The sequence below is a fragment of the Bacteroides sp. OF04-15BH genome (assembly GCF_003477995.1).
Classification (GTDB): Bacteria; Bacteroidota; Bacteroidia; order Bacteroidales; family Bacteroidaceae; genus Paraprevotella.
The window spans coordinates 90762-117490 of the sequence record NZ_QUEM01000002.1; the positions used below are offsets into that span (position 1 = coordinate 90762).

The window sequence follows — 26729 nt, forward strand, 5'->3', positions numbered from 1 at the left end:
TTTTCTCTTTCACAATATGATTTGGTGGATAAGAAAAAAAAAACAATACCTTTGTAACCATATCGTAATAATCGTCAACCTTAATACATAATATCATTCGTGGAAGATCCAACAGCTTATAAAAACAGCCTACAGCCTCTGCTGGCGGCCATGGACCCGATTTCTCTGCATGAGATGTCGTCCATTCGTCTGATGAATCGTACGGACAAGAAATTTGTGACGGATATCGGACATTTGTATCAGATGCTCGAATTGCTCCGGGATGACTACTTTGTGCAGGAGGTGGAGGGCGTGCGCATCTGTGCCTATCAGACCATCTATTGGGACACTCCCGACCATGCCTTTTACCGGATGCATCACAACGGCAAGACGCCGAGACGCAAAATCCGGGTGCGTACCTATCTGGATTCGGACATCACCTTTCTGGAGGTGAAAGAAAAGAACAATCACGGGCGCACGCATAAGGAGCGGATTATGGTGGCCGGCGAGGACCGTCTGCTGGAGAGCGGGGCAGAAAATTTCCTGCAAGAGCAGTTCCGTTGCGGTCTGTCGGCTTTCCAACCGGCCGTATGCAATCACTTTTATCGCATCACACTGGTCAACAAAGGAAAAACAGAGCGTCTGACCATTGATTTCGGGGTCTGTTTTGAAAATTATGAAACCGGATGCAAGGAGGGGACCGGCAATCTGGTTATCATAGAACTGAAGCGCGACGGCAATGTGCCTTCGCCCGTGTTGCAGGTGCTTCGCCGTTTGCGGGTGCGTCCCTTGGGCTTCAGCAAATACTGTATCGGTTCTTTATTGACCAATCCTTCGCTGAAGCAGAACCGCTTCAAGATGAAAATGACAGAAATCAGAAAGAGAGCAATATTGAAACTATAACCCATTAAAAACCAAACAATTTTATAGCTATGTCTTTTTTAGAACCAATTACCGTGATGGGAGTTCCCGTCCTGGACATGCGCGGCTTGCTGGAACTGGTGGTGCGCTTTGCATTGAACATTCTGGCTGTAGGCAGTATCGTACGTTTCTTCTATTATCCGAAGAGCCAGCGCAGAGATTATTATTTTACTTTCATTTTAATATCTGTCAGCATCTTTATGCTGGTTTACTACATGGAAGGGGCCAAACTGAAGGTCGGTGCGGCTCTGGGCTTGTTTGCCATCTTCGGCATTATCCGTTACCGTACGGAGGCAGTGCCCATCCGTGAGATGACTTATCTGTTCTTCCTGGTGGCTCTGTCGGTCATCAACGGTATGGCCGAGGAAATGAGCATCATCGAGCTGCTGATTCCGAACCTGATTTTCATACTGGTGGCCTGGCTCTTTGAGAGCAGCCGTCTGGTTCGTCACGTGCCCAGCAAGTATATCTGTTATGACAACATCAGTCTGATTACTCCCGAGCGGCGTGCCGATCTGATTGCCGATCTGAAACAGCGCACCGGACTGAATGTGATCCGTGTGGAGGTGGGCACCATCGATTTCCTGCGTGACAGCGCACTGCTCAAAATCTATTATGAGGATGCCGAGGAAAAGGGAAGCGAAATGGAGGACATGCTCCGTCTGCCCCGCAATAACTGATACCTTATTGACAAGAACGAAAAATAGCAAGCAATGATGAAAAAGAGAATCTTAGGACTGGCCGGTGCCTTGCTTTGCTGGGGCACGGCTTTGTGGGCTCAGAGTGATGACTTTGGGTTGTGGACGGAAATCAATGTGTCGAAGTCCTTACCGCATAACCTGGAACTGTCGTTTGAGGGCGAATACCGTATGGAGGACTGTCTACGCAAGACCGACCGTTTTGGCGGAACGCTCAGTCTGGGATACAAGCCCACCAAGTTTATGAAGCTCAAGGCCGGATATGCCTTGCTGTATGGCTATAATTCGGAGGAGCGCAAGGAAAAATATACCAACGATGTTGAGGACCCGTTCTTCTACGAAGGATATAATATTACCGAGGCTTACTGGTCCTTGCGCCATCGCTTCAAGGCCGATGTCACTTTCGACAAGAAATTCTTCAAGTGGCTGAAGATTTCTCTGCGTGAGCGCTATCAGTACACATTCCGTCCGGAGCAGGAAGTGCCGCGCATGAAGTACCGCTTCTACGAGGGTGAACTCAAACCCGGATATCCGGAGTCTGATCCGGATGTAAAGCACGAGAAGCGCACGCACATGCTGCGTTCCCGTCTGGAGTTTCAATACGACAAGAAGAAATGCGACTGGAAACCGTTCGTTTCTTTCGAAGTCTACAACGATCTGGCCAATCAGATGAAAACCGGAGAGTATAAGGTGATGTGTGGTACGGACTATAAAATCTCCAAACAGCACAAAGTGAATGTGTCTTATCTGTTCAATACCGAGATGGAGACACATCCTTATGAGAGCCGTCATGTGCTGATTCTGGGCTATTCATACGATTTCTAAACCAAAACACAAAATAGTAGGAATATGAAAAAACGTTGGTGGGGCATTCTGCCCGTAATAGCATTGCTGGCACCTCAGTGCGTTCAGGCTGACGAGACGGAATATATGGTGTTTCTGTCATCGGCCGGCGAGCAGGGGATTGCTGTTTCCGACTTGAAAAAGGTGGTTTTTCAGAGCGGAGAAATGATTGTGGAGAAGAAGGACAACACTTCGGAGCGTTTTGCGCTGAAAGATATGAACAAGATGTTTTTCCGGATGCAGTCTACCGGAATAGAGAAACCCGCTGAGGCCGGCGCCCGCCTGACCTGGAACGCACAGACTGCCGAAGTAGGATTGCCGGCAACTTCTTCCGGAGCCTGGGCTACGGTGTACTCGCTGAGCGGTACGGTGATCTGCAAGGAACGGATGGCCGCAGCCGGAGGAACTCTGTCGCTGAGTCATCTGCCAAAGGGTGTTTATGTGGTGCATTATGCCGGAATGACGCTTAAAATTGTGAAGTCATGAAGAAAAGATTGATGAATATAGGCAAGGGGCTGGCTGTACTGTGCCTCTTGTTGCTGGCTCTGCCGGTGGCAGCCCAGCGTTATATGTATGTGTGGCAGGGTGGAAACTTCACTCGGGTGGACCGTTCTACAGTGGGCGACATGCCTTTCTCCGGCGGCGGTTATTATTTGCAGATTGATGGTGTGAGCTATCCGGTATCGCGTCTGGACAGTATTACCTTTACACCTCCTGTGTTGGATACAACCGGCAAAGTGGTGGTGCGCTATGAAGGTAACCGGGCCGAAGTAAGCATTCCGGCAACGGTTTCCGGAGTTACTGCACAGGTGAATGGAGCGCATGTCACCTTGACTTCTACCAATACGACCGATGAACTGGAATATGTGTTGCAGGGAACATCGTCTGTCGGCTCATTGCTCTATTATGGTGATTATAAGTGCAAGTTCTATTTGAATAACCTGAATCTGGTTTCCAATAAAGGAGCGGCCATCGACATTCAGTGTGGCAAGCGCATTGAAATGATTCTGCACGAGGGAACCGTCAATTCTTTGCAGGACGCTCCGGGCGGTGTCCAGAAGGCAGCGCTCAATTGCGACGGTCATCTGGAGTTTGAGGACGGCGGAAGCCTGACTGTGGCCGGAAAGACCGGACATGCCATCCGCAGCAATGAGTATCTGTTGATTAAGAAATCTACCGGAACGGTTACGGTGACAGAAGCCGTGAAAGACGGTCTGCACTGCGGTCAGTATTTTCAGATGAATGGAGGTAACCTGGTGGTTGCCGGAAATAAGGAAGACGCGGTACAGGCAGAGCTGACGAATAATCCGCTGGACGAACTCAACGGTCAGTTGTTGGTTAAGGGTGGTACGCTTGATCTTATGGTGTCCGGAAACGATGTCAAGGGCTTGAAAGCCGACAAGAATATCACGATCAGCGGCGGAGATATCCGGATAAAGGTAACGGGAAACGGTTCCAAGGGTATCAGTACCGACGGTCATCTGTTTGTCAACGAGAATGATAATCCTACGAACATCGACATCGAGGCTACCGGTGGTCCGTACACCGATCCGACAACTCAGGAAGTAAAGAAATGTATGGGCATGAAGATAGACTTCAACATGACGGTAGAAGCCGGAAAAATCAAGGTAGTCAATACCGGAAAGGACAGCTCGGGCATCAAGGTTGCCGGCACGTACACCAATAAGGGGGGCCAGGTAGATGCTTCGATCGAAGCCGGAGTCATGAAATAACCGTTGGGTCAGCATACAGAGTTTTCAACAGCCTGTTGAAAACGGACAAGGGCTGTTATGCCGGATGTTTCCGAAGCATAACAGCCCTTGCTGTATCCGTATATCGGGATTAGTTGTGTACCAGTGTACCGATATTCTCGCCTTCCATCACCTTCTTCAGGTTGCCGTAGATGTCCATATTGAACACATAGATCGGCAGATTGTTTTCCTTGCACATGGTGGTGGCGGTCAGGTCCATCACTTTCAGGCCCTTGTTATAGATCTCATCGTAAGTAATCTCTGTGAACTTGGTAGCGGTAGGATCCTTTTCCGGGTCGGCTGTATAGACACCGTCCACACGGGTTCCCTTCAGCATGACATCCGCTTCAATCTCGATGCCGCGCAGAGAAGAACCGGTATCAGTAGTAAAGTACGGGTTTCCGGTTCCGGCGCTCATAATCACTACCTCACCGTTTTCCATACATTCAATCGCTTTCCATTTGCTGTAGAACTCACCGATCGGTTCCATACGGATGGCAGTCAGCACGCGGCTCTTTACGCCGATAGCACCCAAGGCGCTGCTCAGTCCCAAAGAATTGATCACGGTGGCACACATACCCATCTGGTCGCCCTTCACGCGGTCAAATCCCTTTCCGGCGCCGCTCAGTCCGCGGAAAATGTTACCGCCTCCAATCACGATACCAATCTGTACCCCCATTTCGTGCACTTCCTTGATCTGCTGGGCATATTCTGCCAGTCTTTTCTCGTCAATACCATATTTCTGTTCGCCCATCAAGCTCTCTCCGCTCAATTTCAGCAAGATTCTTTTAAATTTAGCCATGATACGATGTTTGTTAAGTTAATTCGAATTCCCTACAAAGATACCTTTTTCGTTTTCTTGTTCCAATAAAATCCGGAAGTTTTCTCACGTCTTCTGCCGGGGCACATCTCTTGAATGTACCTGTTTTGCGGTCTTGAAGGGTGGGGGCTATGCTTCTGCGCCCCGATTCGTAAGTGTACTTTCCGTAGGTTTTCTATAAGGTGAGCTCCTGTTCCTGCGGTCCGTTCAGGATATAGCGCACCTCCTTGAAAGCATATTTCCGCTGTTGTCCCTGTTCATCCTCCAGAATCAGATGTCCGTCCGGCTCCACATCGGCAATGCGTGCCCGGAAGCGTCCTCCTTCATCTTCATACAGATGCCAGCCTTCCTTGCGGTACAGAGCCTTGCGGTATTGGGCGTCTACCGTATCGGCTTCGCCCCGTTGCAACATGCGGTAGTATTTCTGGAAGCTTTCCATAAACAGCTCCAGCACGAAGCGACGTTCCGTTTCCTGACCGAGAATCTGACAGAGCGACACCGGGTTAGGCGCGTTTCCTGTGAAGGTTTCCTGATTGACGTTCATGCCGATGCCGATAATGCTCTGCTCCAGTTGCTTGCCCATCCAGTCGTTTTCGATGAGCATGCCGCAGATCTTCCGGTCGTTCCAATACACGTCATTGGGCCACTTGATCGAAATGCCTTCGGTGTAGTGGGCAAAGGCATCGTGCACGGCAAGAGCGGCCACCTGCGAGATGCGGAACATCTGTCCCGCCTCCAGAAAGCGCGGATGCACCTTCATACTGAAAAGCAGGTTCTTGCCTCGTTCCGATTCCCAGGAGTTACCGATCTGTCCCCGTCCCCGGCTTTGATATTCAGCGGTAACCAGAATCATGTCGCACGGTTGCAGAGGGCGGTATGATTTCAGAAAATTGTTGGTAGAGTCGATGCTTTCGAGTTCAATCATCTTGAATCCCGGTCCATCGTCCAGACAGAAATGTTTTTCCATATAGCTTCTTTTGTTTTTAGAATTCCAGTGGCGGGTAGAAAGCCTGTTCGATATGTTCCGTGTGATAGGGTGGTTGCAGTCCCACGACGCAGATCAGATCAAAGCGTACTTTCCCGTCAAATCTCTTTTTCCGGATATACGCCTCGGCAGCGGTGACCGTGCGTCTTATTTTCGGCATGTCCACCGCGTCCTGAGGGTTTCCGAACTCCGTATTTCTCCGGCTTTTCACCTCCACGAACACCATGATGTCATCTTTCAGGGCAATCAGGTCGATCTCGTTCTTCCGGAAGCGCCAGTTACGCTCCAGAATGCGGTAGCCTTTTTGGAGAAGCAGCTGTTCGGCGGCAGCCTCTCCCTCTTTTCCCAGTTCGTTGTGTAAAGCCATGTTTTCTACGGTTTAGGTTTCTCTTTTCACAAAGATACAAGGAATCCTTGAAAAATTCTGTCTGTAGGCATTTTTTGTGTCACCCTTTATCCTTTCTTTTTCGGTTCTTTGTTCAGCTTCCAGATTACTTTGAAAAGGACAAAGCGGTTCAGCACGCTTTCGTATTTCTCCTGTTGCATCTGAGCGTTGATGAAATATTGCGTGCCCGACAGCTGGTTCAACAGGTCGTAAGCCTCCAGTTCAAAGATCAGGTTTCCGTTCATGACAGCTTTGTTCGCCTTGATGTTCCAAAGCAGGTCGTCCGTATTGAACTGTTTGTCGGAGAAGCCTCTGCGGCTGTACATGGTGAGATAGCTCTGTAGATTGATGCTCCAGGGCAGATCCACGAAACCGCCCACTCCATAGCTGAAGTTCCATGCGTTCAGAGTCTGGAAGTTTTTCCCTTCGGAATGGTTCAGGTTCGCTCCGGCGGTCAGACTCAGATAACGGTTGAGCTTTCCGTATTTTCCGTAGTTGAATGTCAGATTCTCGCTGATATAGGTGGTGCGCACATTGCTTCGGACGCTATTAGCGCTGGCTTCGGTCTGCAGCATGTCCACGCTGTTTCGGTAGCTTCCGTAAGACTGCGAGGTCATTCTCCATTTCTTGTTCTTTTGGAACGGACGCATGTAGTATACGTTCAACCGGGTTTGCCAGTTTCCGTTGATCACCTCCGGTCGGTAAGTGCGTATACCGGTCTGGCTATTGTAGGTCATGGACTGGCAGAGCAGATTCTTCCACAGGTCATAGTAGAAATGGACGTTCAGGAAAGAGTTCAATTTCTTTTTGTTCACATAGTAGTTCAGCACTACGGAATGCGTCTTCTTGTCTTTCAGATTTGAATTACCCAAGCGGACAACCAGCGGATCAGAATGATCCTGATAGTCCATGCTATATTGTATCGGAGCGGCTTCCTGTGAGAACTTGTAATTGATGTTATATCCTCGCCAGGTTGTATTCCGGTCTCCGGCCTGAAAATCCAAGGATACTTCAGGAGTGAAGAAGGTTTTCCGACGGATCATGACCGTATCGGTCTGGTCTCTTTGGTAATGTGCCCTTTCATAAACCTGTTCTAACGGGAGGTTGACGCTAAAGTTATATTGAAATTTCCAGTCTGGTCGCTGATAGGAGGTGCTGAGTCCCAATTCTTCCCGGTGTACCCGTTGCCAGTTTTTCAGGTCATAGCTGTTTTGAAGATCCATTTGTTGCACCAACTGGTCTTTTGTGGAGGCCAGCTTGTCGAGGTCCCAGTCTTCGTAAAGTGAGCCGGCCAATTCGTACAGCGGGCGATGATCTGAGCTGTGGGTTTGCTTGTAATGGTACTGTGGAGTGATGAAATATCTGTAATTTCTATTTTTGCCAGAGATAATAATACATTCATAGGAACCGCCGAACTGATACAGATAGGAGTTCCAATTCTGATACCGGAACTGATCCTGTTCTGTGGGATTCTGAAACGGCTTTCCGGTGCTCATCTTATAGAGTTGATCGTTGTTGCTTCCGTCAAAACGGGCTTTGGCATCAAGGGTAATGATGTCCGGGGTATAAGCCATACGGCTTTCCGCCTTGAAATCTCCCCCTCCATAATAATATTCTCCACGGCTGCGATTCAGACTCTTCATGGCAGTGATCAGGGCATTATGATATCCGCCTGCTTCCGGGTTGTGGAAGATGCTGTCCAAGGACTCTCCCAGATAGCTTTCCCACGGTTCCTTATTGAAGTCCGCGCTTCTGCTGGTCTGATCACTCTTGTTCCGATTGTAGGACAGATAGGGATTGAAAGTGATGAAATATCCTTTTTTAGGATTGAATTCCATGTTAGCCTTGAGATCGGTATTCACATTCTGGCTTTGTGACACATTGTTTTGTCTTTTGTAGATATTGTCCGGTTGCAGAAAATAAGTGGACGAAGTTTTCGTGTCCGCAAAGAAATCCGTATACTTGGCGTTTGCGTTTGCATTGATTTTGTATTTGTCTTCCGGGTGGGTGAGCAAAAGGTCGGTTCCACCTTCGATGGTCTTTCCGATGTTGTGTTTGTAATTGGGTGACTGCCAGTTGCCGTCCATGGAATAATAGTCCCCGGCATATACATCGTTGACGGTGGCATAGGTGGCCCAACGTGTGCGCGGACTGAAACGCAGGGCAAAAGCCTTGCCCACATAGTGGTTATCAGTGCCGTAGCCTGCGGTGGCATTGGCAATCCATCCGATGCTGTATTCCTTCTTGAGGTTGACATCAACTACCAATGGCAATTGGGCGTAGCGTGTCTTGTCCATGCCGAGCGCCTTGTCCCGGTCAGACATCTTTTCATATACTTTTACCTTGTCCACCATGTAGACCGGAAGGTTGTTCAGTGCCACGCTCGGCTTGCCCTTGAAAAAATCCTCTCCATTGATCAGCAGACTGCTCACCCGTCTTCCGTTGACAAATATCTGTCCGTTGGGATGCAGTTCGAATCCAGGCAGCATGGCAATCAGGCGATCCAGCATGGAGCCTTGGGCCGTCTTGAAGGCGGCGGCGTTATAAACCAGAGTATCTCCTTTATAAACCATTCGGACCATTGTGGCATTGACAGCCACTTCTTTCATGTGTATCAGATTCTTTTTGTCCAGCTTGACGATACCCACGTCTGTGCTGAACGATCTGTTTTTTAAACTTTTTATACGGAAGTTCTGATAGGTATCCTTGTATCCTGCTTTAGAAAATCTAAAGATATAGGTTCCGTTCTTTACCGACTTGATGGGACTGGTAAAGGTCATGTTTTTGGGTTGTTTGGTTTGAAACTGAGTGATGAGTGTGCTGTCTTTAGACAGAATGCTGACGTGTACACTATCCAGAGGTTCGTATGTGAATGCGTCAATGACCTTTCCCCATATATAATGAGGAGATTGCGCCTGCAAACTTAGGGAAATGGCGCAGAGAAGAAGGAATAATAGTCTTTTCATGGGTTGTGGTATAAAAGGGTTATGAAATATGGATCATAGAGATGAAATTCATTTATATGAATGATTGGATTTAACTAGAGATTGCGTTTATATAAAAACCTCAGGCAATCCATGGATTTTGAAGATGGTGTTTCATGATACTTTGTTTTTTTATTAGAGTTATATATAATAGATCTATCTTTCAATGAATAAAAAGTATATCAGTTTGTTATTCTTCTGAATATAAATCTTTTATCGAGAATATAGTGCCTGAAAATGGACTTTGCGTCTATTTGGGAATGCAAAAATTACTATTGCTTTTGTTTTATTTGTACTATGCAAATATAATATAAATATATTGTATAAACAATGAATTTATAGAACTATTTTATAATTTATATTAGATTTTATTGATGTAAACTTTCTTATTATTTCTTTCTTTTTGTATTGTTAAAACTGTATTTTAGTGATTTCCAATTAATTTGTTGGATGGTTTTGTGTGTATCAGTGAAACTCAGATTTGTTTCTTTAAAGAAACATGGAGTAAATAAAAGGATGGAATAAAACAATAATATTCTTTTAAAACATTACAGATTATATATAATGAAAGAGGGTGTGTCAAAATTCATTTTTGGGGAAGATGAACTTATAATTTGAAATTTGAGCACCTTAAAAAGACTTAAGAAAGGACCGCATCATTACTCAATACAGAGTTTGATACGGTCCTTTTAATTATTATAGTTACAATTTGTAATTTCGGGGAGTAGTCATTTTAGTTTTTGACACACCCTCTTTCATTATATTTTAAGTTATTTCAGTCCTCAATTATGAGTCTATATTCTTAAAGTGGAGTTTTTTGCACTTCCTGATGGGATATGCCTGATTTAACAAGATGAAAAAAGAAAATCTTATTCTGCTGTTGCTTCTTCGGGATTATTTAAGACGTTCAGTTCGTCTTCGCTCAGTCCGGTTGCCTTCAGGATGGTGTCACGGTCCACTCCACTTTGAAGCAGATTGCGGGCGATACGTTGTGAGGTAAGTTTTTCTGTCGTTGAGGCCGCTCTGCCGCGGGCAGTGCCAAACAGTTTGTAAATCATCTTGGTGACGGTTTCTTTCAGCATCTGCATGCCCTCGTCGGTGCTGAAGTCTATATTGTTGAAAGTGGCCAGATCCTTGTGCATAATCAGGTAATACACACCGCCGATCAGAATGGCACATCCCACATTGAAGTTGATGTCGTTGGCTTTCAGCTGGTTCTCAAAATAATGAATCACTTCCTGTGAGTTGTTGTCGCGGTTCTGTGCAGTGCGGCGGGTGACATAAGTGTTTTCGTTCAATTCCCAGGCAATCAGCTTCTGCATCACCGGATTGGCTGCAAGCGAATCAATGAGTGTCTGAATTATATGATTCATATTTTCTACCGGTGAGAGATTTTTAGTGTCGAGTGTGACGTTATCGCTCAACCAGTAGTCATAGTTTCTGACAAACTTCTCAACAAAATCGTCGATGTCCTCATAACGGTTATAAAATACGGGGCTCTCAATTTTGGCTTTCTCACACAACTCGGTCAGCTTCAGTCTGCTGAATCCTTTCTCGCCAATCAACTGTTCTGCAGCAGTTATGATATCCTGCTCCAGAGTGGCGCGTGTCCGGCGATAGCGCTGTGACGCTTGTGGTGACTTGATTTTATCTTCTTCCATGATGTAAAAAATCTTTGTGGTTTTTATTTTGTTTCTTAATTACAAATATATGTCATTATTGATATAAAATCCAATTTTTTATCTTTGTTTTTTCACTTTTGGCGGGAAATAGATATTTTTGTGCCTTGTTAAAACAAAATAAGAGTATATAGATGGACGATTTGTTTTATATGAAAAAGGCTTTGGAAGAAGCACAAGTGGCTTTTGAGCAGGATGAGATACCCGTGGGGGCGGTGGTAGTCTGCCGTGACCGTATTATAGCACGGGCACACAATCTTACGGAAACACTGACCGATGTGACCGCTCATGCCGAAATGCAGGCCATTACGGCAGCTGCCAATGCCTTGGGTGGGAAATACCTGACGGAGTGTACGCTTTATGTTACCGTTGAGCCCTGTGTGATGTGTGCCGGAGCTATCGGTTGGGCACAACTGAAAAGGGTGGTCTACGGCGCTTCGGACGAGAAACGCGGCTATGCACGTCTGGCTCCCGGAGCCATGCATCCTAAAACTGAAGTGGTGCAGGGAGTAATGGCCGAAGAGGCTGGAGAGCTGATGCGTCGCTTTTTCCGGAACAAGCGCTAGCCGGATGAATCCGTTTGAGATGGGAATAAATTATCACCCTGATGATAATTTATTACTTTCCCGTTGATAATTTATTATTTCCCTGAAGATAATTGCGGATAAGCACCGGTGTTTGCTGTTGCCGATTCGTGGCCGTTTCTAAAAAACGAAAAGGACCAAGGCTTCTGCTTTGGTCCTTTTCGTTTTATCTGTCAGAATGTCAGTTTCTTTGGTCCGGTTTTTCCCGGATTTCTTCAAAATCGATGTACTCTCCTTCGTTGTCGTCAAAGAGTTTCTGTTTGCCTCCCGAGTGCTGTTGCTGCTGTTTCTGTTCCCGATTCTGGGTGTTACTGCTGTTGTTTTGTCCACCGAAAGGGTTGTCGTTCTGTTGCTGGCGTGGGTCCATTTTCCGGAAAATGCCGAAAAAACGGCTGATAATCTGGCGCACAGCTACCAGTACTGCAATGAACAGTGCAATGATAAACGTGAGTAGGCAACCTATTGTATGCATATTGTTTTCTTCTTTATTTTAGTTTCTTCGTAGGGAAGAGGTACAAGAAGCGTGCCAAAACGAATCAGTTCTGCTTGCGTGTCAGTATAGACAGGAACAGATACCACACGATAATGGCGGCAAAACTGCTGTATTTCAGGAAGGCAAACATCGGAATGCAGCCAATCAGAAATACGTATTTTATCTTGTTGTCCTTCCAACTCAGATTCTTGAACTTCAGGGCGAAGAGTGGAAGCTCGGCCACCAGCAGGAAGCAGAACAGAAGCATGAAAAGGAACAGAAATACGGCATTGAATTTCTCCGAAACCAGAAAACCCCGGTTGCCGATGATGAGCGAGCCCCAGAACAAAGCGTTGGCCGGAGTGGGCAGACCGATGAAAGAACTGGTCTGGCGTTCGTCCAGATTAAACTTGGCCAGTCGCAGTGCCGAGAAGGCAGCCATGAGGAAAGCCGAGTAGGGCAGGATGCTGCGCAGAGGCTCCAGAAAATCCGGATAGACTACCTGCGAGAACATATAGAATATCATGGCCGAAGGAGCCACGCCGAAAGTCACCACATCCGCCAGCGAATCCAGTTCCTTGCCGATGGGCGAGGACACATGCAGCAGGCGGGCGCTCATACCGTCGAAAAAGTCGAACACGGCACCGATGATAATCATGATGACTGCCCATTCCATATTGCCGTGAAAGGCAGCTCCAGTGGCTATGCAGCCCGACATCAGGTTGCAGCAGGTCAGCGTATTGGGTATCTGTTTGGTAATGATATTAGCCATAATGCAAATGTTGTTTGGTTATTTCAGGCGGGCCAGAATGGTTTCGTTACCGGTGGTTTTCTGTCCCATCTTGACACACACTTCGGTGCCCAGCGGCAGATAGACATCCACACGCGAACCGAATTTGATGAATCCCATGTGCTCGTCGATGTAGCATTCCTCGCCTTCCTTGGCATAAGTCACGATGCGTCGTGCCACGGCACCGGCAATCTGGCGGGCCAGAATTTCCGTACCTTCCGGAGTTTCGATCACCACGGTAGAGCGCTCGTTCTCGATGCTGGCTTTCGGCAGCCATGCCTTGTGGAAATTACCGTTGTGATGGCGCACCAGCTTCACGGTTCCGTCCACCGGAATCCAGTTGGCATGCACATTCACCACATTCATAAAGATAGACACCATGAGTCGGCGATCCTTGAAATATTCATTCTCGTCCACCTCCTCAATCACCACGATCTTACCGTCGGCAGGAGCCACTACAACGCGCTCCGTGTCGCCCTCGAATACACGGATCGGGCAACGGAAAAAGTTTACCACAATCAGATACAGAATGACGCTGATCACGGCAACTATATAAAAAGGTATCTTGTTTTCGATTCCGTAGAACAAAGCCCCGTTCAATACCAGCAGCGCCAGGCCGCCGAACAGCAGGGTGTGTGTGCCTTCACGGTGTAGTCTGATCTTCTTCAGTTTCTTTAGTCTTCTTCCCATGGATTTATAGAGTCTTAGTCTTTTGTCCGCAATAGACAAAAGTCACGTTTTAGAGTAAATTTATGATATTAATGGGCAAAGATAGATATATTTTAACGAAGAACAAAAAAAATCTTCTATCTATTTGTGTCCTTCCGCTTCTTTTGAAAGGATTCCTGTCCTGTATGATAAAAAAAACGGCCGGCTGTTTGGCATTCCCGCGAAACTGACGTAACTTTATCCGGATTTACGTAATCATTTTTTGATATAGCATTTTTACCTGATTCCTATGCACGATTTTGTTCATCTTCACGTACATACCCAGTATTCCATCCTCGACGGTCAGGCCAGCGTGTCGCGTCTGGTCGATAAGGCCATGAAGGACGGCATGCGCGGAATGGCCATCACCGACCACGGTAACATGATGGCCATCAAGGAATTCTTTAATTATACGAATAAAAAGAACGGTCCCGTAAAAGGCGAAATCAAGGCCCTGAAACAGAAAATCAAGGCCCTGAAAGCCGGGCGCAATGTGGCTTCGGAAGAATGGGAAGCCCTGCCCGACGAGGAGAAACAGGGGCAGACCGCTCCCGAATTCCCGTCGGTAGAAGCTCAGTTGGAGCAGGCGCAGCAGCAGTTGGCCGAAACGGAGAAGAAACTGTTCAAACCGATTTTCGGTTGCGAAATGTATGTGGCGCCCCGACGTCTGTTTCAGATGGAAAAGGACCAGGGCGACAACCGCCGTTATCACCTGATTGTGCTGGCCAAGAACCAGCAGGGCTATCACAACCTGATCAAACTGGTGTCGAAAGCCTGGACCGACGGTTTCTATGGAAAGCCCCGTACCGACCGGGTGGAGCTGGAGGCGCATAAGGAAGGACTGATCATCTGTTCGGCCTGTATTGCCGGTGAGGTACCTCACAAAATCCTGAAGGGCGATCTGGAAGGGGCCGAAGAGGCCGTGCGCTGGTATCAGAGCGTGTTCGGCGAAAACTACTATCTGGAGTTGCAGCGTCATCAGGTTACGGACCCGAATCAGCGGGCCAACCGTGAGACCTATCCCTTGCAGCAACGGGCCAATGAGGAACTGATCCGTCTGGCGCATAAATATGGGGTGAAGCTGGTGTGCACCAACGACTGCCACTTTGTGGATCAGGAAAATGCCGAAGCGCACGACCGCCTGATCTGTCTGAGTACGAACCGCGATCTGGACGACCCCAAGCGTATGCTCTATTCCAAGCAGGAATGGTTCAAGACGCGCGAGGAGATGAATGCGGTGTTCTCTGATGTGCCCGAGGCTCTGGAGAATACATGTGCCATCTGCGATCAGGTGGAGTTTTACAGCATTGACCACGGACCGATCATGCCGAGCTTCGAAATCCCCGAAGATTTCGGTACCGAAGAAGAATATCGCCGGAAATATACCGACGAACAGCTGTTCGAGGAGTTTACCCGAAATGAAAACGGCGAAGTGGTGATGAGTCACGATGCTGCCGTGGATAAGGTAGAGAAACTGGGTGGCTGCGACAAACTGTACCGACTCAAACTGGAGGCCGATTATCTGGGCAAGCTGGCTTATGACGGTGCCCGCAAGATGTATGGCGACCCGCTGCCCGACCATGTGGAGGAGCGCATCAAGTTTGAGCTGCACATCATGAAAACCATGGGTTTCCCAGGTTACTTCCTCATTGTGCAGGACTATATCAATGCGGCGCGTCATGAGCTGGGCGTATCAGTAGGCCCGGGCCGTGGTTCGGCGGCCGGTTCGGCAGTGGCCTACTGTCTCGGTATCACAAAGATCGACCCGATTAAATATGACTTGCTGTTCGAGCGTTTCCTGAACCCCGACCGTATCTCCCTGCCTGATATTGATGTGGACTTCGATGACGACGGACGCGGAAAGGTGTTGAGCTGGGTGACTCAGAAATACGGTGAGGAGAAGGTGGCGCACATCATTACTTACGGTACCATGGCCACGAAACTGGCCATCAAGGATGTGGCGCGCGTGCAGAAACTGCCGCTCGACACTTCGAACGCACTGTGCAAACTCATCCCCGATAAATTGCCCGACGATGAAAACGGCAAGAAGCGCAAGATGAACCTGCCGAATGCCATCTCCTGCATTCCCGAGTTGCAGGAAGCGGAGGCTTCGCCCAACCCCGTGTTGCGCGACACCATCCGCTATGCCAAGATGCTCGAAGGCAATGTGCGCAACACCGGCGTGCATGCCTGCGGTGTGATTATCTGCCGTGACGATGTGTCCGACTGGGTACCGATCAGCACGGCCGAAGATAAGGAAACCGGAGAGAAACTCCGTTGTACACAATATGAAGGTTCGGTGATTGAGGATACCGGACTGATCAAGATGGACTTTCTGGGACTGAAAACCCTGTCCATCATCAAGGAATGTCAGGCCAATGTGCGCGACAGTCTGGGCATTGATATAGATGTAGACGAGCTGGATATTGAAGACCCTGCCACCTATAAGCTTTATTGCGACGGTCGCACCATCGGTACCTTCCAGTTCGAATCTGCCGGTATGCAGAAATATCTGCGCGAGCTGCAGCCCTCAACTTTCGAGGATCTCATCGCCATGAATGCCCTCTACCGTCCGGGACCAATGGATTACATCCCCGACTTTATCGACCGTAAACAGGGACGCAAGCCGGTGGAGTACGATATTCCCTGCATGGAGACCTATCTGAAGGATACCTACGGAATTACCGTATATCAGGAGCAGGTGATGCTTCTGTCGCGCCAGCTGGCCGACTTTACGCGAGGCGAGAGTGATACGCTCCGTAAGGCGATGGGTAAGAAACTTATCGACAAGCTGAACCACATGTATCCTAAGTTTATCGAGGGCGGAAAGAAAAACGGTCACGATCCGAAGGTACTGGAAAAAATCTGGGGAGACTGGACCAAGTTTGCGTCTTATGCCTTCAATAAGAGTCACGCCACCTGTTACTCGTGGGTGGCTTATCAGACGGCTTACCTCAAGGCGAACTTCCCGGCACACTATATGGCGGCTGTGATGAGCCGAAGCTTGGCCAATATCTCCGACATCACCAAATTGATGAGCGAGTGCAAGGCCATCGGTATTGATACCCTGGGACCGGATGTAAACGAGAGTCGCCGCAAGTTCAGTGTCGACTCCAAAGGAAATATCCGTTTCGGTCTGGGTGCCGTGAAAGGACTGGGTGATTCGGCAGTGGAGGCTATTATTAAGGAACGCGAGGCGAACGGTCCGTTCAAGGGAATCTTTGACTTTATCCAGCGCGTGCCGACGGGAGCCTGCAAGCGTAACAATCTGGAGAGTCTGGTGCTCTCTGGAGCCTTTGACTGCTTTACGGAGCTGACCCGTGAGCAATATCTTGCTTTGAACAGTAAGGGAGAAACGTTTATTGACACGTTGGCGCGCTATGGTTCCAAATATCAGATGGACAAGAACACGGCTCAGAATTCTCTTTTCGGAGGATTGGATGTGGTGGAAGTGGCTACGCCCGAGATTCCGCAGGCCGAACCGTGGAGCGCTTTGGAACGTTTGAACCGCGAACGCGAACTGGTGGGCATCTATCTGTCTGCGCATCCGTTGGATGACTATTCGGTGATTCTGACCGATGTCTGCAACGTGCATGCAGCCGACTTGCAGCAGATGGAGCGTTTTGCCAACAGCGACCTGAAGCTGGGAGGTATGGTTACGGGAGTACGTAAGGGAGTCACCAAGACCGGAAAACCCTATGGTATCGTGCAGTTTGAGGATTACAGCGGTTCCATGGAGCTGCCGCTTTTCGGACAGGACTGGGCCGAATGGGCCTCATATATGGAAGTGGGCAACACGCTGATGATCTATGCCCGCTGTCAGCCGCGCCAGTGGAACCCCAATCAGTTGGAGCTGAAGGTGGGCAAGATAGATTTTCTGGCCGATATCCGCGACTCAGTCATTGAGAAAATCACCATTGCCATGAATGTGGATGCGCTCGACGATGATACGCTGCTCTCGCTGCAATGCATCATCCGCGAATGTCCGGGCAACTCGGATTTGTATTTCCTGATTGCCGATTCCGACGGGCAGACGCATCTGAATATGCATTCGCGCAGTACGAAGGTTTCTGTAAAAAAGAATTTAATTTCATTTATTGAGAGCAAACCCGCATTGTCCTATAAAATTAATTAGTATATTTGTAAATCAACAAACCAATAAATATAGAAAATTATGGCTTTAGCAATTACAGACGCAAATTTTGAAGAACTGGTAGCAACCGGCAAACCTATCGTTTTGGACTTCTGGGCTACCTGGTGTGGACCTTGCAAGAAAATCGGTCCGGATATCGAGGCATTGGCTGCAGAATACGAAGGCCAGGCTATCATCGGCAAGTGCGATGTAGAGGAAAATGACGATCTGGCTACCCGTTTCGGTATCCGTAACGTGCCTACCGTACTTTTCATCAAGAACGGTGAAGTGGTAGACAAGCAGGTCGGTGCTGCTCCGAAGGCTACCTTCGAAGAAAAACTCAAGGCTATTCTTTAATTTCGTTTCTTATGGGAGATTTTGAACAGGACTTGCTGCAGGACGCCGCTGACGATGCACGCACAGTCGAATTCATCAAGAATTATCTGCCACAGGACGTCAAAGGAAAGTTTACAGACGATGAGCTGTACTATTTTCTGGATGTGATTGTGGACTATTACGCCACAAGCGGAGTGCTGGATGCCGCACCGGACGAGGAGGGATTCATCGACATCGATCTGGATGAGGTTGTGAAGTACGTGGTGGAACAGGCTCACAAGGACAAAATCGGCGACTTCGATCCCGAAGATGTATTGTGGGTAGTGCAGGGAGAGGCTGAATTCAGTGATTCTCTCGACGAAGAGGAATAAATACACAGGTTGCGTGAGTCAACCTGATTTTACACACAAAAAGAGTCGTATCATTACTCTATGCTAGAGTTTGATACGACTCTTGTTCGTTATTTAGTGGCCTTTGTTTTTATTTTTTCGGTTGTTTGTTGAAATGATAGACTATGTGCAGCATGACATAGTTGGGGAGTGTCCGGTTCCAGGTTTCCGTTCTTCCTTGAGCGTTGATGGTATATTGCACGGCAGACAATTGATGGAACAGGTCAAAAGACTCTAACCCAACAATAAGCTTGCCTTTCAGGAAAGGCTGGCTGATAGAACCGTTCATGACAAAGTCGTCTGTATTGAGGTCCTGACTGCCGTAACCACGCCGGCAATACATATTCCAGTCTAAAGATAGTGTCGTTTTCAGAACAGGAATTGTATAACGTGTTGTCATTCCATATTGATAATCAAATGCGTTTAATGTTGTAAAGTCCTGCATTTTGCCTTCGGAGTGACGCCAACGGATATCGCCGACAGCTCTTACACTGAGATCCTTGTGCTGATATTGCAACCAGAGTCCATCATGCAGGACAAGCGTATTGACTGCGTTAGGCGCGCTTTCCGTCATACCAGTTTGCAGGACATGGTCAATGGCATGGTTGTAAGTCGCGTCAAGTGTTGTCTGCCAGGACCAGCGTTGCCGTTTGTCAAGAAAGCGTGTAAAGTCGAACTTGGCGGATGCCTGATAAGCTCCACTTACATTTCTGGGTTGGTAGGTGTACTGGGAGTTGCTCGGGTTGAATATGACCGATTGCGCGATCTGTCGATGGAAATAATTGAATGCACCCTGAATATGATATTGTTGTCCCTTCCGTTTGCTCTCCCAATCTGTAAAGTTGATTTGGACTTTCGACGTAGCAATGCCTTTTAAATCCGGATTACTCAGTTGCACAATCTGCGGAGTGGCATCGTCCCGATAGTCAAGTAAGTCGAATATGGAAGCAGTCTCCTGGTTATACATCAATTGGAACTGCAGTTGCTCACCGGCCTTTCTGGTTGGGTGTATCTTGAAATTGAACGAAGGCATAAGGTTGTAACTGGTACGTCTTTTGTCCTGCACCGTATAGTTGCGCGTATAAATCAGATGCTCAGAACGGATGATGCTGGTCAGGCGTAAATCCCAGCTGAGAAACTCCATCTTCATATATTCCCCGGGAATGTACTTGTTCCACTTCAGTGCGAGAGTAGGGGCATTATAATATATATGATAATCACTCTCATAAGAATTTCTTGGATCAGTTATCGCTTGTAAGGCATCCAGTTGTGAAGGCAGAAAAAGAGTATCCGGGTGATACAGGTTGTCACGCTTGTATCTTTTGGCATATTCCTGTCTGTCCTGTATTTCCAGATCAAGATACTGGTTCAATTTACTGTTCCAGCAAAGATGGATATTTCCAAGAGTCTCTCTATGGAAGAAATCATTGGCGTTATACTGTGTCTGGGTAGACGGATGAACAAACTGCCGGGTGATGAAGCCACGAGCCGTTTCGTTCTTGTCTTCAGAGTATTTGAAACCGTAGAATACAGCCAGTGGACGGAGGAAGATGTCTGCACGAGGAGAGATAAATCCACTCGCAGTCGCACGAAAAGAATGTCCGTTGTTATAACTGGTACTCCGTAAGCGGGTGTTGATACTGTCTAGAAAATCTTCCGAGATAGACTCACTGTTACCTTTGTATTTATTGTAGATGAACTCCAGTCCAAGGTCGGTATAGATTTTATTAGGGATTTTGAGTTTAAAACTGTTCTTAGCCAGGAGCCGACTTATGTGTGAGGTATTGGATGCTTTTAATGTAGAATAAGGAGTACTTCCATCCAGGAAAAGTTCACGCCGTTGTGTGGTTTCTCCTTCGTCCTTTGATGTCGTAAAATCCACCATGACAACGTCTTGCACCTTACCGTCTTTTGACAGGTAATCCACTTCGCCAGCCACACTCTTGGTGGTCAGTAAGGAGCGCGGCATGTTTTCCGGTTTCCAGCTGCCCGATTCTCCGATGTGACGTTTCTCATTGACATTATTCGCATTTCCCAAAAGCGAAAAACGTAATTTGTCAGTATATCCCAACAGGAATGCACGGCCCAGCCAACGCTCCTGGGTTCCTCCGGCAGCTTCTACATTACCTATATAGCCATTCCGGTAGTTGTCTTTAAGATTCACATCCATCACATATTTGTTGGGCTCTATCTCATATCCGACAGCCTGATTGCGGTCACTTTCCTTCTCATATACTTTTAGGTTTTTCACAGTATAGTAAGGAAGATTCTCGAGCAGGACTTTACTGTTTCCGCCAAAAAAGGAGCGCGAACCTAAAAGTAACTCATCAATCTTACGCCCGTTGACAAAGATCTCGCCGTCATCGTTCATGGTGACACCAGGCATTTGGCGTATCAGATCGTCCAGCATGGAGCCGTCAGGCATCTTGAAGGCCGTGGCATCGTAAACCAGGGTATCCCCTTTGTAATACATCTTGAGTTTTGTGGCAGTGACAGTCACTTCGCCCAATGTTTTCTTGGAGATTCGATGCAATTCGAGCGGATCCAGACCCCAAACATCATTGATTTCTGCTTTTACAGAAAATGTTTTCCAAGCATCTTCATATCCATCAAGAGTAGCGCGGAGCAGGTAGGTACAAGTTTTCTTGGGTAGCTTGATTATGAAGTTGGCACTACCCCAACGTTCTCCGTCTCTTTTACTTAGAGTGACAGGGATAGAGTCCTGTATTACGACACTGTCAGTGGTCAGCAAGGTTACATGTGTATCGACGAGTGGTACTTCTAAGAAGCCATCACGAACAGACCCCAAGATAAGTTGTTGGGCAGAAGTGCTTATAAAAGAAAAGATCAATAAAAATACAAGAGATAAACGTTGAATCATAGGCCAAAAGATAAAGTAAATGTATGCCATTTAGAGATGAATGAAGAATCAAGCTATTCGTTTAAGGGAAAGAGATTGTAATTTTTCATGGTTGTTTTTATGATATAAAAGTAAATGATAGCAGTTGCTTTTGGGGCAATGTTCTGTTTCTGATTGCTTATTCCTTATGAGAGCCTATTGGAATCCATAATAGATCCTTTTATCAGAAAAGTATATTGTCAATTGTCTAATTGCAAATATAACAAGATTTTTTAAGGTTATATATATATGGTTAATTTCTGTCAATATTAAGACGCTTGTTTTGTCAAATTGCTATTTGATGGATAAGTATATTTTTGTTAGCTGTGTTCGAAATAGGGATGAAAGAATAAAAAGACAACGGACAAGGTGCGTCGGAATGGTATCCCATCCAAATCACATCCTGCCCGCTGTCTTTTTGTGGATTCAGAGAAACAATTTGCGGCTTAGAAGCGGATCACGCGCGAACCGTCTTCGGCTTCTTCGATTTCTACCTTCACGGCATTGCCCGGAAGTACTTCTTCGATCAGCTCCGGCCATTCGATGAAGCACAGCGCACCGCTGTAGAAATAGTCTTCATACCCCATGTCGTACACCTCTTCGAGTTTCTTGATGCGGTAGAAGTCGAAATGATAAATCAGTTCGCCGGTTTCAGAGCGGTACTCATTGACAATGGCGAAAGTCGGTGAGTTGATCACATCCTCCACACCCAGGCATTCGCACACCGCCTTGATGAAAGTGGTTTTTCCGGCTCCCATCTTGCCGTAGAAGGCAAAAACGGTGTTGTCGCCCATTTCGCGGATAAAGGTGCGTGCCGCTTCGTGTATCTCTTCCAATGATTGAATCTTGATTTCCATAATGCTTGTTTATTTGATTGGTTTATCGTTTTTTTCCTTTTAATGTAATCAGCGGCACCAGCATTTCCTCCATGGAGATTCCTCCGTGCTGGAAGGTGTCGCGATAGTAAGACACATAATAATTATAGTTGTTGGGATAGGCAAAGAAATAATTGCCCGTGGCAAAAATGTACGTTGTGCTCAGGTTGGGTGAGGGGAGCTGCAATTTCTGCGGGTCCTTGACTTCGTACACATCACGTGCCTGATAACTCAGGTTCTTGCCCAGCTTATAGCGCAGGTTCGTGTTCGTATTGCGGTCGCCCACCACCTTGGTCGGGTTTCCCACACGGATGCTTCCGTGGTCGGTGGTGATGACCACCGTATAGTCGCTGGCAGCCAGCAGACGGAACAGTTCGCGCACCGGAGAATGCTTGAACCAGCTGGAAGTGATGCTGCGGTAGGCCGCCTCGTTCGAAGCCAGTTCGCGCACCATACGCGATTCCGTACGGGCATGCGAGAGCATGTCGATAAAGTTCAGCACTACTACATTCAGGTCCTGATGCTCCAGCTGACGGAACTGGGCATTCAGTTTCTCCAGTCCGGCCGACTCATTGATTTTATGATAGCTGAACGATTTCCGGATGCGGTAACGCTCCAGATGCGCGGCGATGAGTGCCTCTTCGTTCAGATTTTTTCCTTCCTCTTCGTCCTCATCCACCCACAGATCGGGATACATACGGGCAATTTGCAGAGGCATCAGTCCTGAGAACAGGGCATTGCGGGCATATTGTGTCGCCGTGGGCAGAATGCTGCAATAAAGCTGTTCGTCGATGAGGAAACTGTCCGAAATCTCCGAGCAGATGGTTTTCCACTGGTCGAAGCGCAGGTTGTCGAAAACGAGCAGAAACACCTTTTCATCCCGTTTCAGAGCGGGGAACACAGCTGTCTTGAACAGATCCGTGCTCAGTACCGGACGGTCATCGCCCGTGAGCCAGTCTTCATAATGCTTTTTGATGAAGCGGGCAAACATCTGGTTGGCTTCCTGTTTCTGCATGCACAGCATCTCATACATGCTGCTGTCCGCTTCGGAGAGCGCCAGTTCCCAATACACCAGATCCTTGTAGACCTCCTTCCAGTCCTCCAGGGTGAGCGAATCGTTGATGCGCATGCCGATGCGCCCGAATTCCTGCTGGTAGGAAGTCTGCGTCACCTCCGATACGATTTCCTTTTTATGGATATTCTTTTTCAGGGTCAGCAGAATCTGGGTAGGATTTACCGGCTTGATCAGATAGTCGGCAATCTTGGCTCCGATGGCCTGGTCCATGATGTTCTCCTCCTCGCTTTTCGTCACCATGACAACGGGCGTGGAAGGAGAGATCAGCTTGATGCGCGACAAGGTTTCCAGACCGCTGAGGCCCGGCATGTTCTCGTCGAGCAGGATGAGGTCGAAGGTCGTATCCTTGCAGCAGTCCAGAGCATCCTGGCCGTTGGACACCGTGGTGACCTGATAACCTTTCTTTTCCAGATAAATGATGTGGGCTTTCAGAAGTTCTATCTCATCGTCCACCCACAGCAGGGAACCGTTATTCATATCCATTCACTTTTTCTCGGTTAATAATCATAGCCATATTCGTCTTCGTTGTACTTGTCCTCGGTCTCGCCGTTTTCCGTTCCCGGGAAGTCCTCCTCGGTGCGGATACGGATTTCCGACGGTTCGTCCAGGCGCAAGTCCTCCTTGATCTGGAGCGGAGCGAAATGCTTTTCGTAGAAGGCGGCATAATCGTCGAAGCTGAAGGCCTTGCCCAGCAGTTTCAGATTCTCTTCGGAAATGAGGATGACGCGCACCTTCTTGAGAATCTCCGACATGGTCGGATTGGTATAGAGTTTTTGCGTATAGGCATGTGCCTCGTCGAAGCTGAGGAATCCGCGCACGATCATTTCGCCGATCTCGTTGTCTTCGGTCACCTCGATGTCGAAGTTACGCACTAGGAAGCTGCTGAAGTTATAGCGTGCCAGCTCATAGAGCAGGCGGTCCTCGTTGAGGCTGTTCTTCGGATAAGCCATAAGGAACACAAAGTTGCAGTAGCGTTCGGTAGAGAGCGTGTCCTGTCCGCCTGTGGAATCTGCGGCCAGCGCCATACCGCGGCGGCTCCAGATGCTTCCGGCATCGAACTTGCTGTTATTCAGTGCGCGTCCTTCTTCCACACCCTTGACGATGGCCGAAGCCATTTCGGTAAGTTCCTCTTTCGGGTATTTCTGGATCAGTGTGCGCAGGGAAACCAGGAACGAGTCGCGCTCGCCGGTGTAGAGTTCACTCATCGCCTTCAGGTAAAGGAACTTCGGATAGTGCGCCCCTTCGGGGAAGTCGGTCTGTTCCTTGCGGAAGTTTTCCAGCACGGCAGCATAGTTGTTAGCCTCATACAGACCGTAGGTCGCAGCATAAAGCGAGTCTTCCAATGCCCGTCCTTCGCGTGCGAAAAGCTCGTAGTTCGGGTTGGCCAGCGTCTGCGCAAAGCGGTTTTGCGGATATTCGGCAATGAGCTTCTGGCGATACACTTCCGCTTCTTCGGGGCGGTTCATGCGGCGGTAGAGCAGGAAGAGCTGATAATACAGCATATCCATTTCCACATAATCCGGATAATCATTCAGTGCCCGCAGCAAGGTGCGCTGTGCCAGCGGATAATTGTTCAGATCCACCATTTCGATGACACCCGCCTGATACAGACCGTCGCCGATGATGGCATCCGAAGCCGCTATCTGTTCCGGAGTGAACGGAATCTGTTTCAGATAGAATTCGCGCTTGTGCGGATCGTTGGCTGCCGAGTCGTTCAGTTCCTCCGGAGCCGTTTCCGTAGCAATACTGTCCGTAGTTACCGAATCATTCTGTGCCGTATCCTCGTCGTAGTTATACTCTTCAAATTCATTATTGTTGGAAGTAGATTTGTCGCTGCGTCGCCAGTTGTCTTCCAGTTTGCGGCGTCCCCAGGTTCTCTGGAACTGGCTCTTACCCTGCTGCACCAGCATCGGGTTGTAGAAATACCAGCTGCCACGATCAGCACCCATGCCGCCGATATCCGTCTGATTGCCGGTCGGACCGGTGGTCTGCTGCGTGTTGCCGGTGGCTCCTGTTGCCGGCTGGTTATTGGCTGCATTCTGTTGCGCCTGCTCTTTGGCCTCTTCCTTTTCTTTCTTAATCAGCGCTTCAATCACCCGGTCGATGGCCGCGTTGCGTTCCTTTTCCGGCATGCGTGCCAGCTCCTGCAGACTGTCCTGAAGCTCTACGGCCGCCACGTGCGGAGCCAGAGCCTCCAATATCTTGGCCCGTCGCTCACTTTCGGCAAAATCCTGATGCTCCTTGTCCAGAATACCGATCAGGTCGGCATAGCAGCGTTGCGCTTCGACATAATCTTCCATCTCCCAGTACAGCTGTGCCAGATGCAGCAATACATTGGCCTTGGCCACCCCGTTGCGGGTACTCTTCTGTGCGCCCTGCTCATAGGCGCTGATACAGTGCACGGTATCCTGTACCGAGAGATACACATTACCCAGCGCGTAATAAATCTGGTCCAGATAATCCTTGTTTTTCTGGCTTTTCGCCATGCGGCGCAGTTTTTTCACCATTTGCTGGTACTGTCCTTTCGGCGACACTTCGCTCTGCTTCACCCGTGCGCTCAGCTCCAGCTCATAAGGCGGGTTGCTGCGGATCACCTTGCGCAAGGCATTATAAGCCAGTTCCGGTTCGCCGTTCAGTTCATAAACCTGAGCCAGCAGGTAGTTCAGACGGGCCTTCTGTTTCTTGCTCTTTTCATTTTTGATGGCCGAAATCAGATAAGGCACCGTTTCCTTATACTGGTGCGTCTGGATCAGATAATCGGCATACGACGCATCGCGCTCCCGGGTGCCGTATTTGGCCAGTGAATCCCGCTGGATGCGTGTAAACAGATTTTCGGCATCATAAGGCCAGTCCAGTTGCACGTAGCAGCGCGCCAACCACGCATAGGCATCGGCCAGCACCTCGGGCTGTGTGGCATAGATCTGGGTGATATACTGAAAGGTAGAAGCCGCCTCGATGAACTGTCCCTGGCGGAACTGCGCCTTGCCCATAAGCATCCACGCATGTTTCAGGAAAGGGTTGAACTCCTTGCGCGCCAGGTAAGCCTTGTCGGCCGCTGTCTTCTTTTTGTTTACATTGGTGGCCGGCCGCGCCTTGATGGAGTGCTGCTTGATGGCTTTCTCGCATTTCTCGATGGCCGTTTTGAAGCTACCCTCGCCGGTGGTACTCGTTTTCTTGTTGCGCGAAATGAACATGGGGAGCAGCTCATTATAGTTGTCCACATGCGCTTTCTCCTGCTCCAGAACGCCCGACTTGTAGGCCTCGTTGCCGTTGTAGAACGTGTTGAACCGCGCCGTCATGGCATGGTAGAAGCGAGTTCCCGAAGTGTTTTTCTTCGTGGAGCAGGCTGCCAGTGCCAGAACCGCAGCGACAAAGACGATATGTAATGCTGTTTTTTTCAAGAGAATTGATATTGCTTTTTAAT

At 48.3% G+C, this 26729-nt stretch carries 21 protein-coding genes; 9 read left to right on the plus strand and 12 right to left on the minus strand.

Going from position 1 to position 26729, the window contains the following annotated elements:
• Positions 1-99: 99 nt before the first annotated feature.
• Genes DXA74_RS01355 through DXA74_RS01375 form a run of 5 tightly spaced genes read left to right on the plus strand, consistent with a single transcriptional unit; the run spans position 100 to position 4174 of the window.
• Complete coding sequence (locus DXA74_RS01355; RefSeq protein ID WP_233550405.1) at positions 100-882, plus strand: polyphosphate polymerase domain-containing protein; 783 nt, start codon at positions 100-102, stop codon at positions 880-882.
• A 29-nt stretch (positions 883-911) separates the two neighbouring features.
• On the plus strand, positions 912-1580 hold the full coding sequence (locus DXA74_RS01360) for a DUF4956 domain-containing protein (protein ID WP_118525035.1): 669 nt from the start codon (positions 912-914) through the stop codon (positions 1578-1580).
• Positions 1581-1613: 33 nt separating this feature from the next.
• A complete protein-coding gene (locus DXA74_RS01365) occupies positions 1614-2423 on the plus strand; it encodes a DUF2490 domain-containing protein (protein WP_118525036.1) in 810 nt (269 codons plus the stop codon).
• Between the two features lie 24 nt (positions 2424-2447).
• Positions 2448-2927, plus strand: a complete 480-nt coding sequence (locus DXA74_RS01370; RefSeq protein WP_118525037.1) for a T9SS type A sorting domain-containing protein — start codon at positions 2448-2450, stop codon at positions 2925-2927.
• On the plus strand, positions 2924-4174 hold the full coding sequence (locus DXA74_RS01375) for a carbohydrate-binding domain-containing protein (protein WP_118525038.1): 1251 nt from the start codon (positions 2924-2926) through the stop codon (positions 4172-4174). Before DXA74_RS01370 ends, DXA74_RS01375 begins: the two co-directional genes overlap by 4 nt.
• Before the next feature lie 109 nt (positions 4175-4283).
• On the opposite strand, the gene pyrH is transcribed toward DXA74_RS01375, so the two are convergent.
• From pyrH to DXA74_RS01400, 5 genes are all read right to left on the minus strand, one after another.
• Positions 4284-4994, minus strand: coding sequence for a UMP kinase (pyrH, locus tag DXA74_RS01380; protein ID WP_118525039.1), 711 nt, complete (start codon positions 4992-4994; stop codon positions 4284-4286).
• Between the two features lie 193 nt (positions 4995-5187).
• Positions 5188-5979 carry a biotin--[acetyl-CoA-carboxylase] ligase gene (locus DXA74_RS01385; RefSeq protein ID WP_118525040.1) on the minus strand — a complete coding sequence of 264 codons (792 nt, stop codon included), beginning with the start codon at positions 5977-5979 and terminating at the stop codon, positions 5188-5190.
• Between the two features lie 16 nt (positions 5980-5995).
• Positions 5996-6364 carry a YraN family protein gene (locus tag DXA74_RS01390; protein WP_118525041.1) on the minus strand — a complete coding sequence of 123 codons (369 nt, stop codon included), beginning with the start codon at positions 6362-6364 and terminating at the stop codon, positions 5996-5998.
• An 86-nt stretch (positions 6365-6450) separates the two neighbouring features.
• On the minus strand, positions 6451-9348 hold the full coding sequence (locus tag DXA74_RS01395) for a hypothetical protein (protein ID WP_147400994.1): 2898 nt from the start codon (positions 9346-9348) through the stop codon (positions 6451-6453).
• Between the two features lie 887 nt (positions 9349-10235).
• Positions 10236-11027 (minus strand): TetR/AcrR family transcriptional regulator, encoded by a 792-nt coding sequence (locus DXA74_RS01400; protein ID WP_118525043.1) that lies wholly within the window; start codon positions 11025-11027, stop codon positions 10236-10238.
• Positions 11028-11179: 152 nt separating this feature from the next.
• Between DXA74_RS01400 and DXA74_RS01405 the strand changes: the two genes are divergently transcribed.
• Positions 11180-11611, plus strand: a complete 432-nt coding sequence (locus DXA74_RS01405; RefSeq protein ID WP_118525044.1) for a nucleoside deaminase — start codon at positions 11180-11182, stop codon at positions 11609-11611.
• Between the two features lie 199 nt (positions 11612-11810).
• Here DXA74_RS01405 and DXA74_RS01410 read toward each other — a convergent pair whose 3' ends face one another.
• The 3 genes from DXA74_RS01410 to DXA74_RS01420 form a co-directional block, all read right to left on the minus strand.
• Complete coding sequence (locus tag DXA74_RS01410) at positions 11811-12101, minus strand: DUF4834 family protein (protein WP_118525045.1); 291 nt, start codon at positions 12099-12101, stop codon at positions 11811-11813.
• Between the two features lie 64 nt (positions 12102-12165).
• A complete protein-coding gene (locus tag DXA74_RS01415) occupies positions 12166-12873 on the minus strand; it encodes a phosphatidylcholine/phosphatidylserine synthase (protein WP_118525046.1) in 708 nt (235 codons plus the stop codon).
• Positions 12874-12891: 18 nt separating this feature from the next.
• Positions 12892-13581: a phosphatidylserine decarboxylase family protein gene (locus DXA74_RS01420; RefSeq protein ID WP_118525047.1), complete on the minus strand. Its 690-nt coding sequence runs from the start codon at positions 13579-13581 to the stop codon at positions 12892-12894.
• A 268-nt stretch (positions 13582-13849) separates the two neighbouring features.
• Between DXA74_RS01420 and dnaE the strand changes: the two genes are divergently transcribed.
• Genes dnaE through DXA74_RS01435 form a run of 3 tightly spaced genes read left to right on the plus strand, consistent with a single transcriptional unit; the run spans position 13850 to position 18438 of the window.
• The gene (gene dnaE / locus DXA74_RS01425; protein WP_118525048.1) at positions 13850-17734 is read left to right on the plus strand and encodes a DNA polymerase III subunit alpha; all 3885 of its coding nucleotides are present in this window, start codon (positions 13850-13852) and stop codon (positions 17732-17734) included.
• 39 nt (positions 17735-17773) lie between these two features.
• A complete protein-coding gene (trxA, locus tag DXA74_RS01430; protein ID WP_118525049.1) occupies positions 17774-18088 on the plus strand; it encodes a thioredoxin in 315 nt (104 codons plus the stop codon).
• 11 nt (positions 18089-18099) lie between these two features.
• On the plus strand, positions 18100-18438 hold the full coding sequence (locus DXA74_RS01435; protein WP_118525050.1) for a hypothetical protein: 339 nt from the start codon (positions 18100-18102) through the stop codon (positions 18436-18438).
• 109 nt (positions 18439-18547) lie between these two features.
• On the opposite strand, the gene DXA74_RS01440 is transcribed toward DXA74_RS01435, so the two are convergent.
• The 4 genes from DXA74_RS01440 to DXA74_RS01455 form a co-directional block, all read right to left on the minus strand.
• Positions 18548-21265, minus strand: coding sequence for a hypothetical protein (locus tag DXA74_RS01440; RefSeq protein ID WP_147400995.1), 2718 nt, complete (start codon positions 21263-21265; stop codon positions 18548-18550).
• 536 nt (positions 21266-21801) lie between these two features.
• Positions 21802-22212 carry a tRNA (adenosine(37)-N6)-threonylcarbamoyltransferase complex ATPase subunit type 1 TsaE gene (gene tsaE / locus DXA74_RS01445; RefSeq protein ID WP_118525052.1) on the minus strand — a complete coding sequence of 137 codons (411 nt, stop codon included), beginning with the start codon at positions 22210-22212 and terminating at the stop codon, positions 21802-21804.
• A 22-nt stretch (positions 22213-22234) separates the two neighbouring features.
• Positions 22235-23782 carry a bifunctional response regulator/alkaline phosphatase family protein gene (locus DXA74_RS01450; RefSeq protein WP_118525130.1) on the minus strand — a complete coding sequence of 516 codons (1548 nt, stop codon included), beginning with the start codon at positions 23780-23782 and terminating at the stop codon, positions 22235-22237.
• Positions 23783-23802: 20 nt separating this feature from the next.
• Entirely contained in the window at positions 23803-26706 is a 2904-nt protein-coding gene (locus tag DXA74_RS01455; protein ID WP_233550406.1) for a lipopolysaccharide assembly protein LapB, read from the minus strand.
• Positions 26707-26729 lie beyond the last annotated feature (23 nt).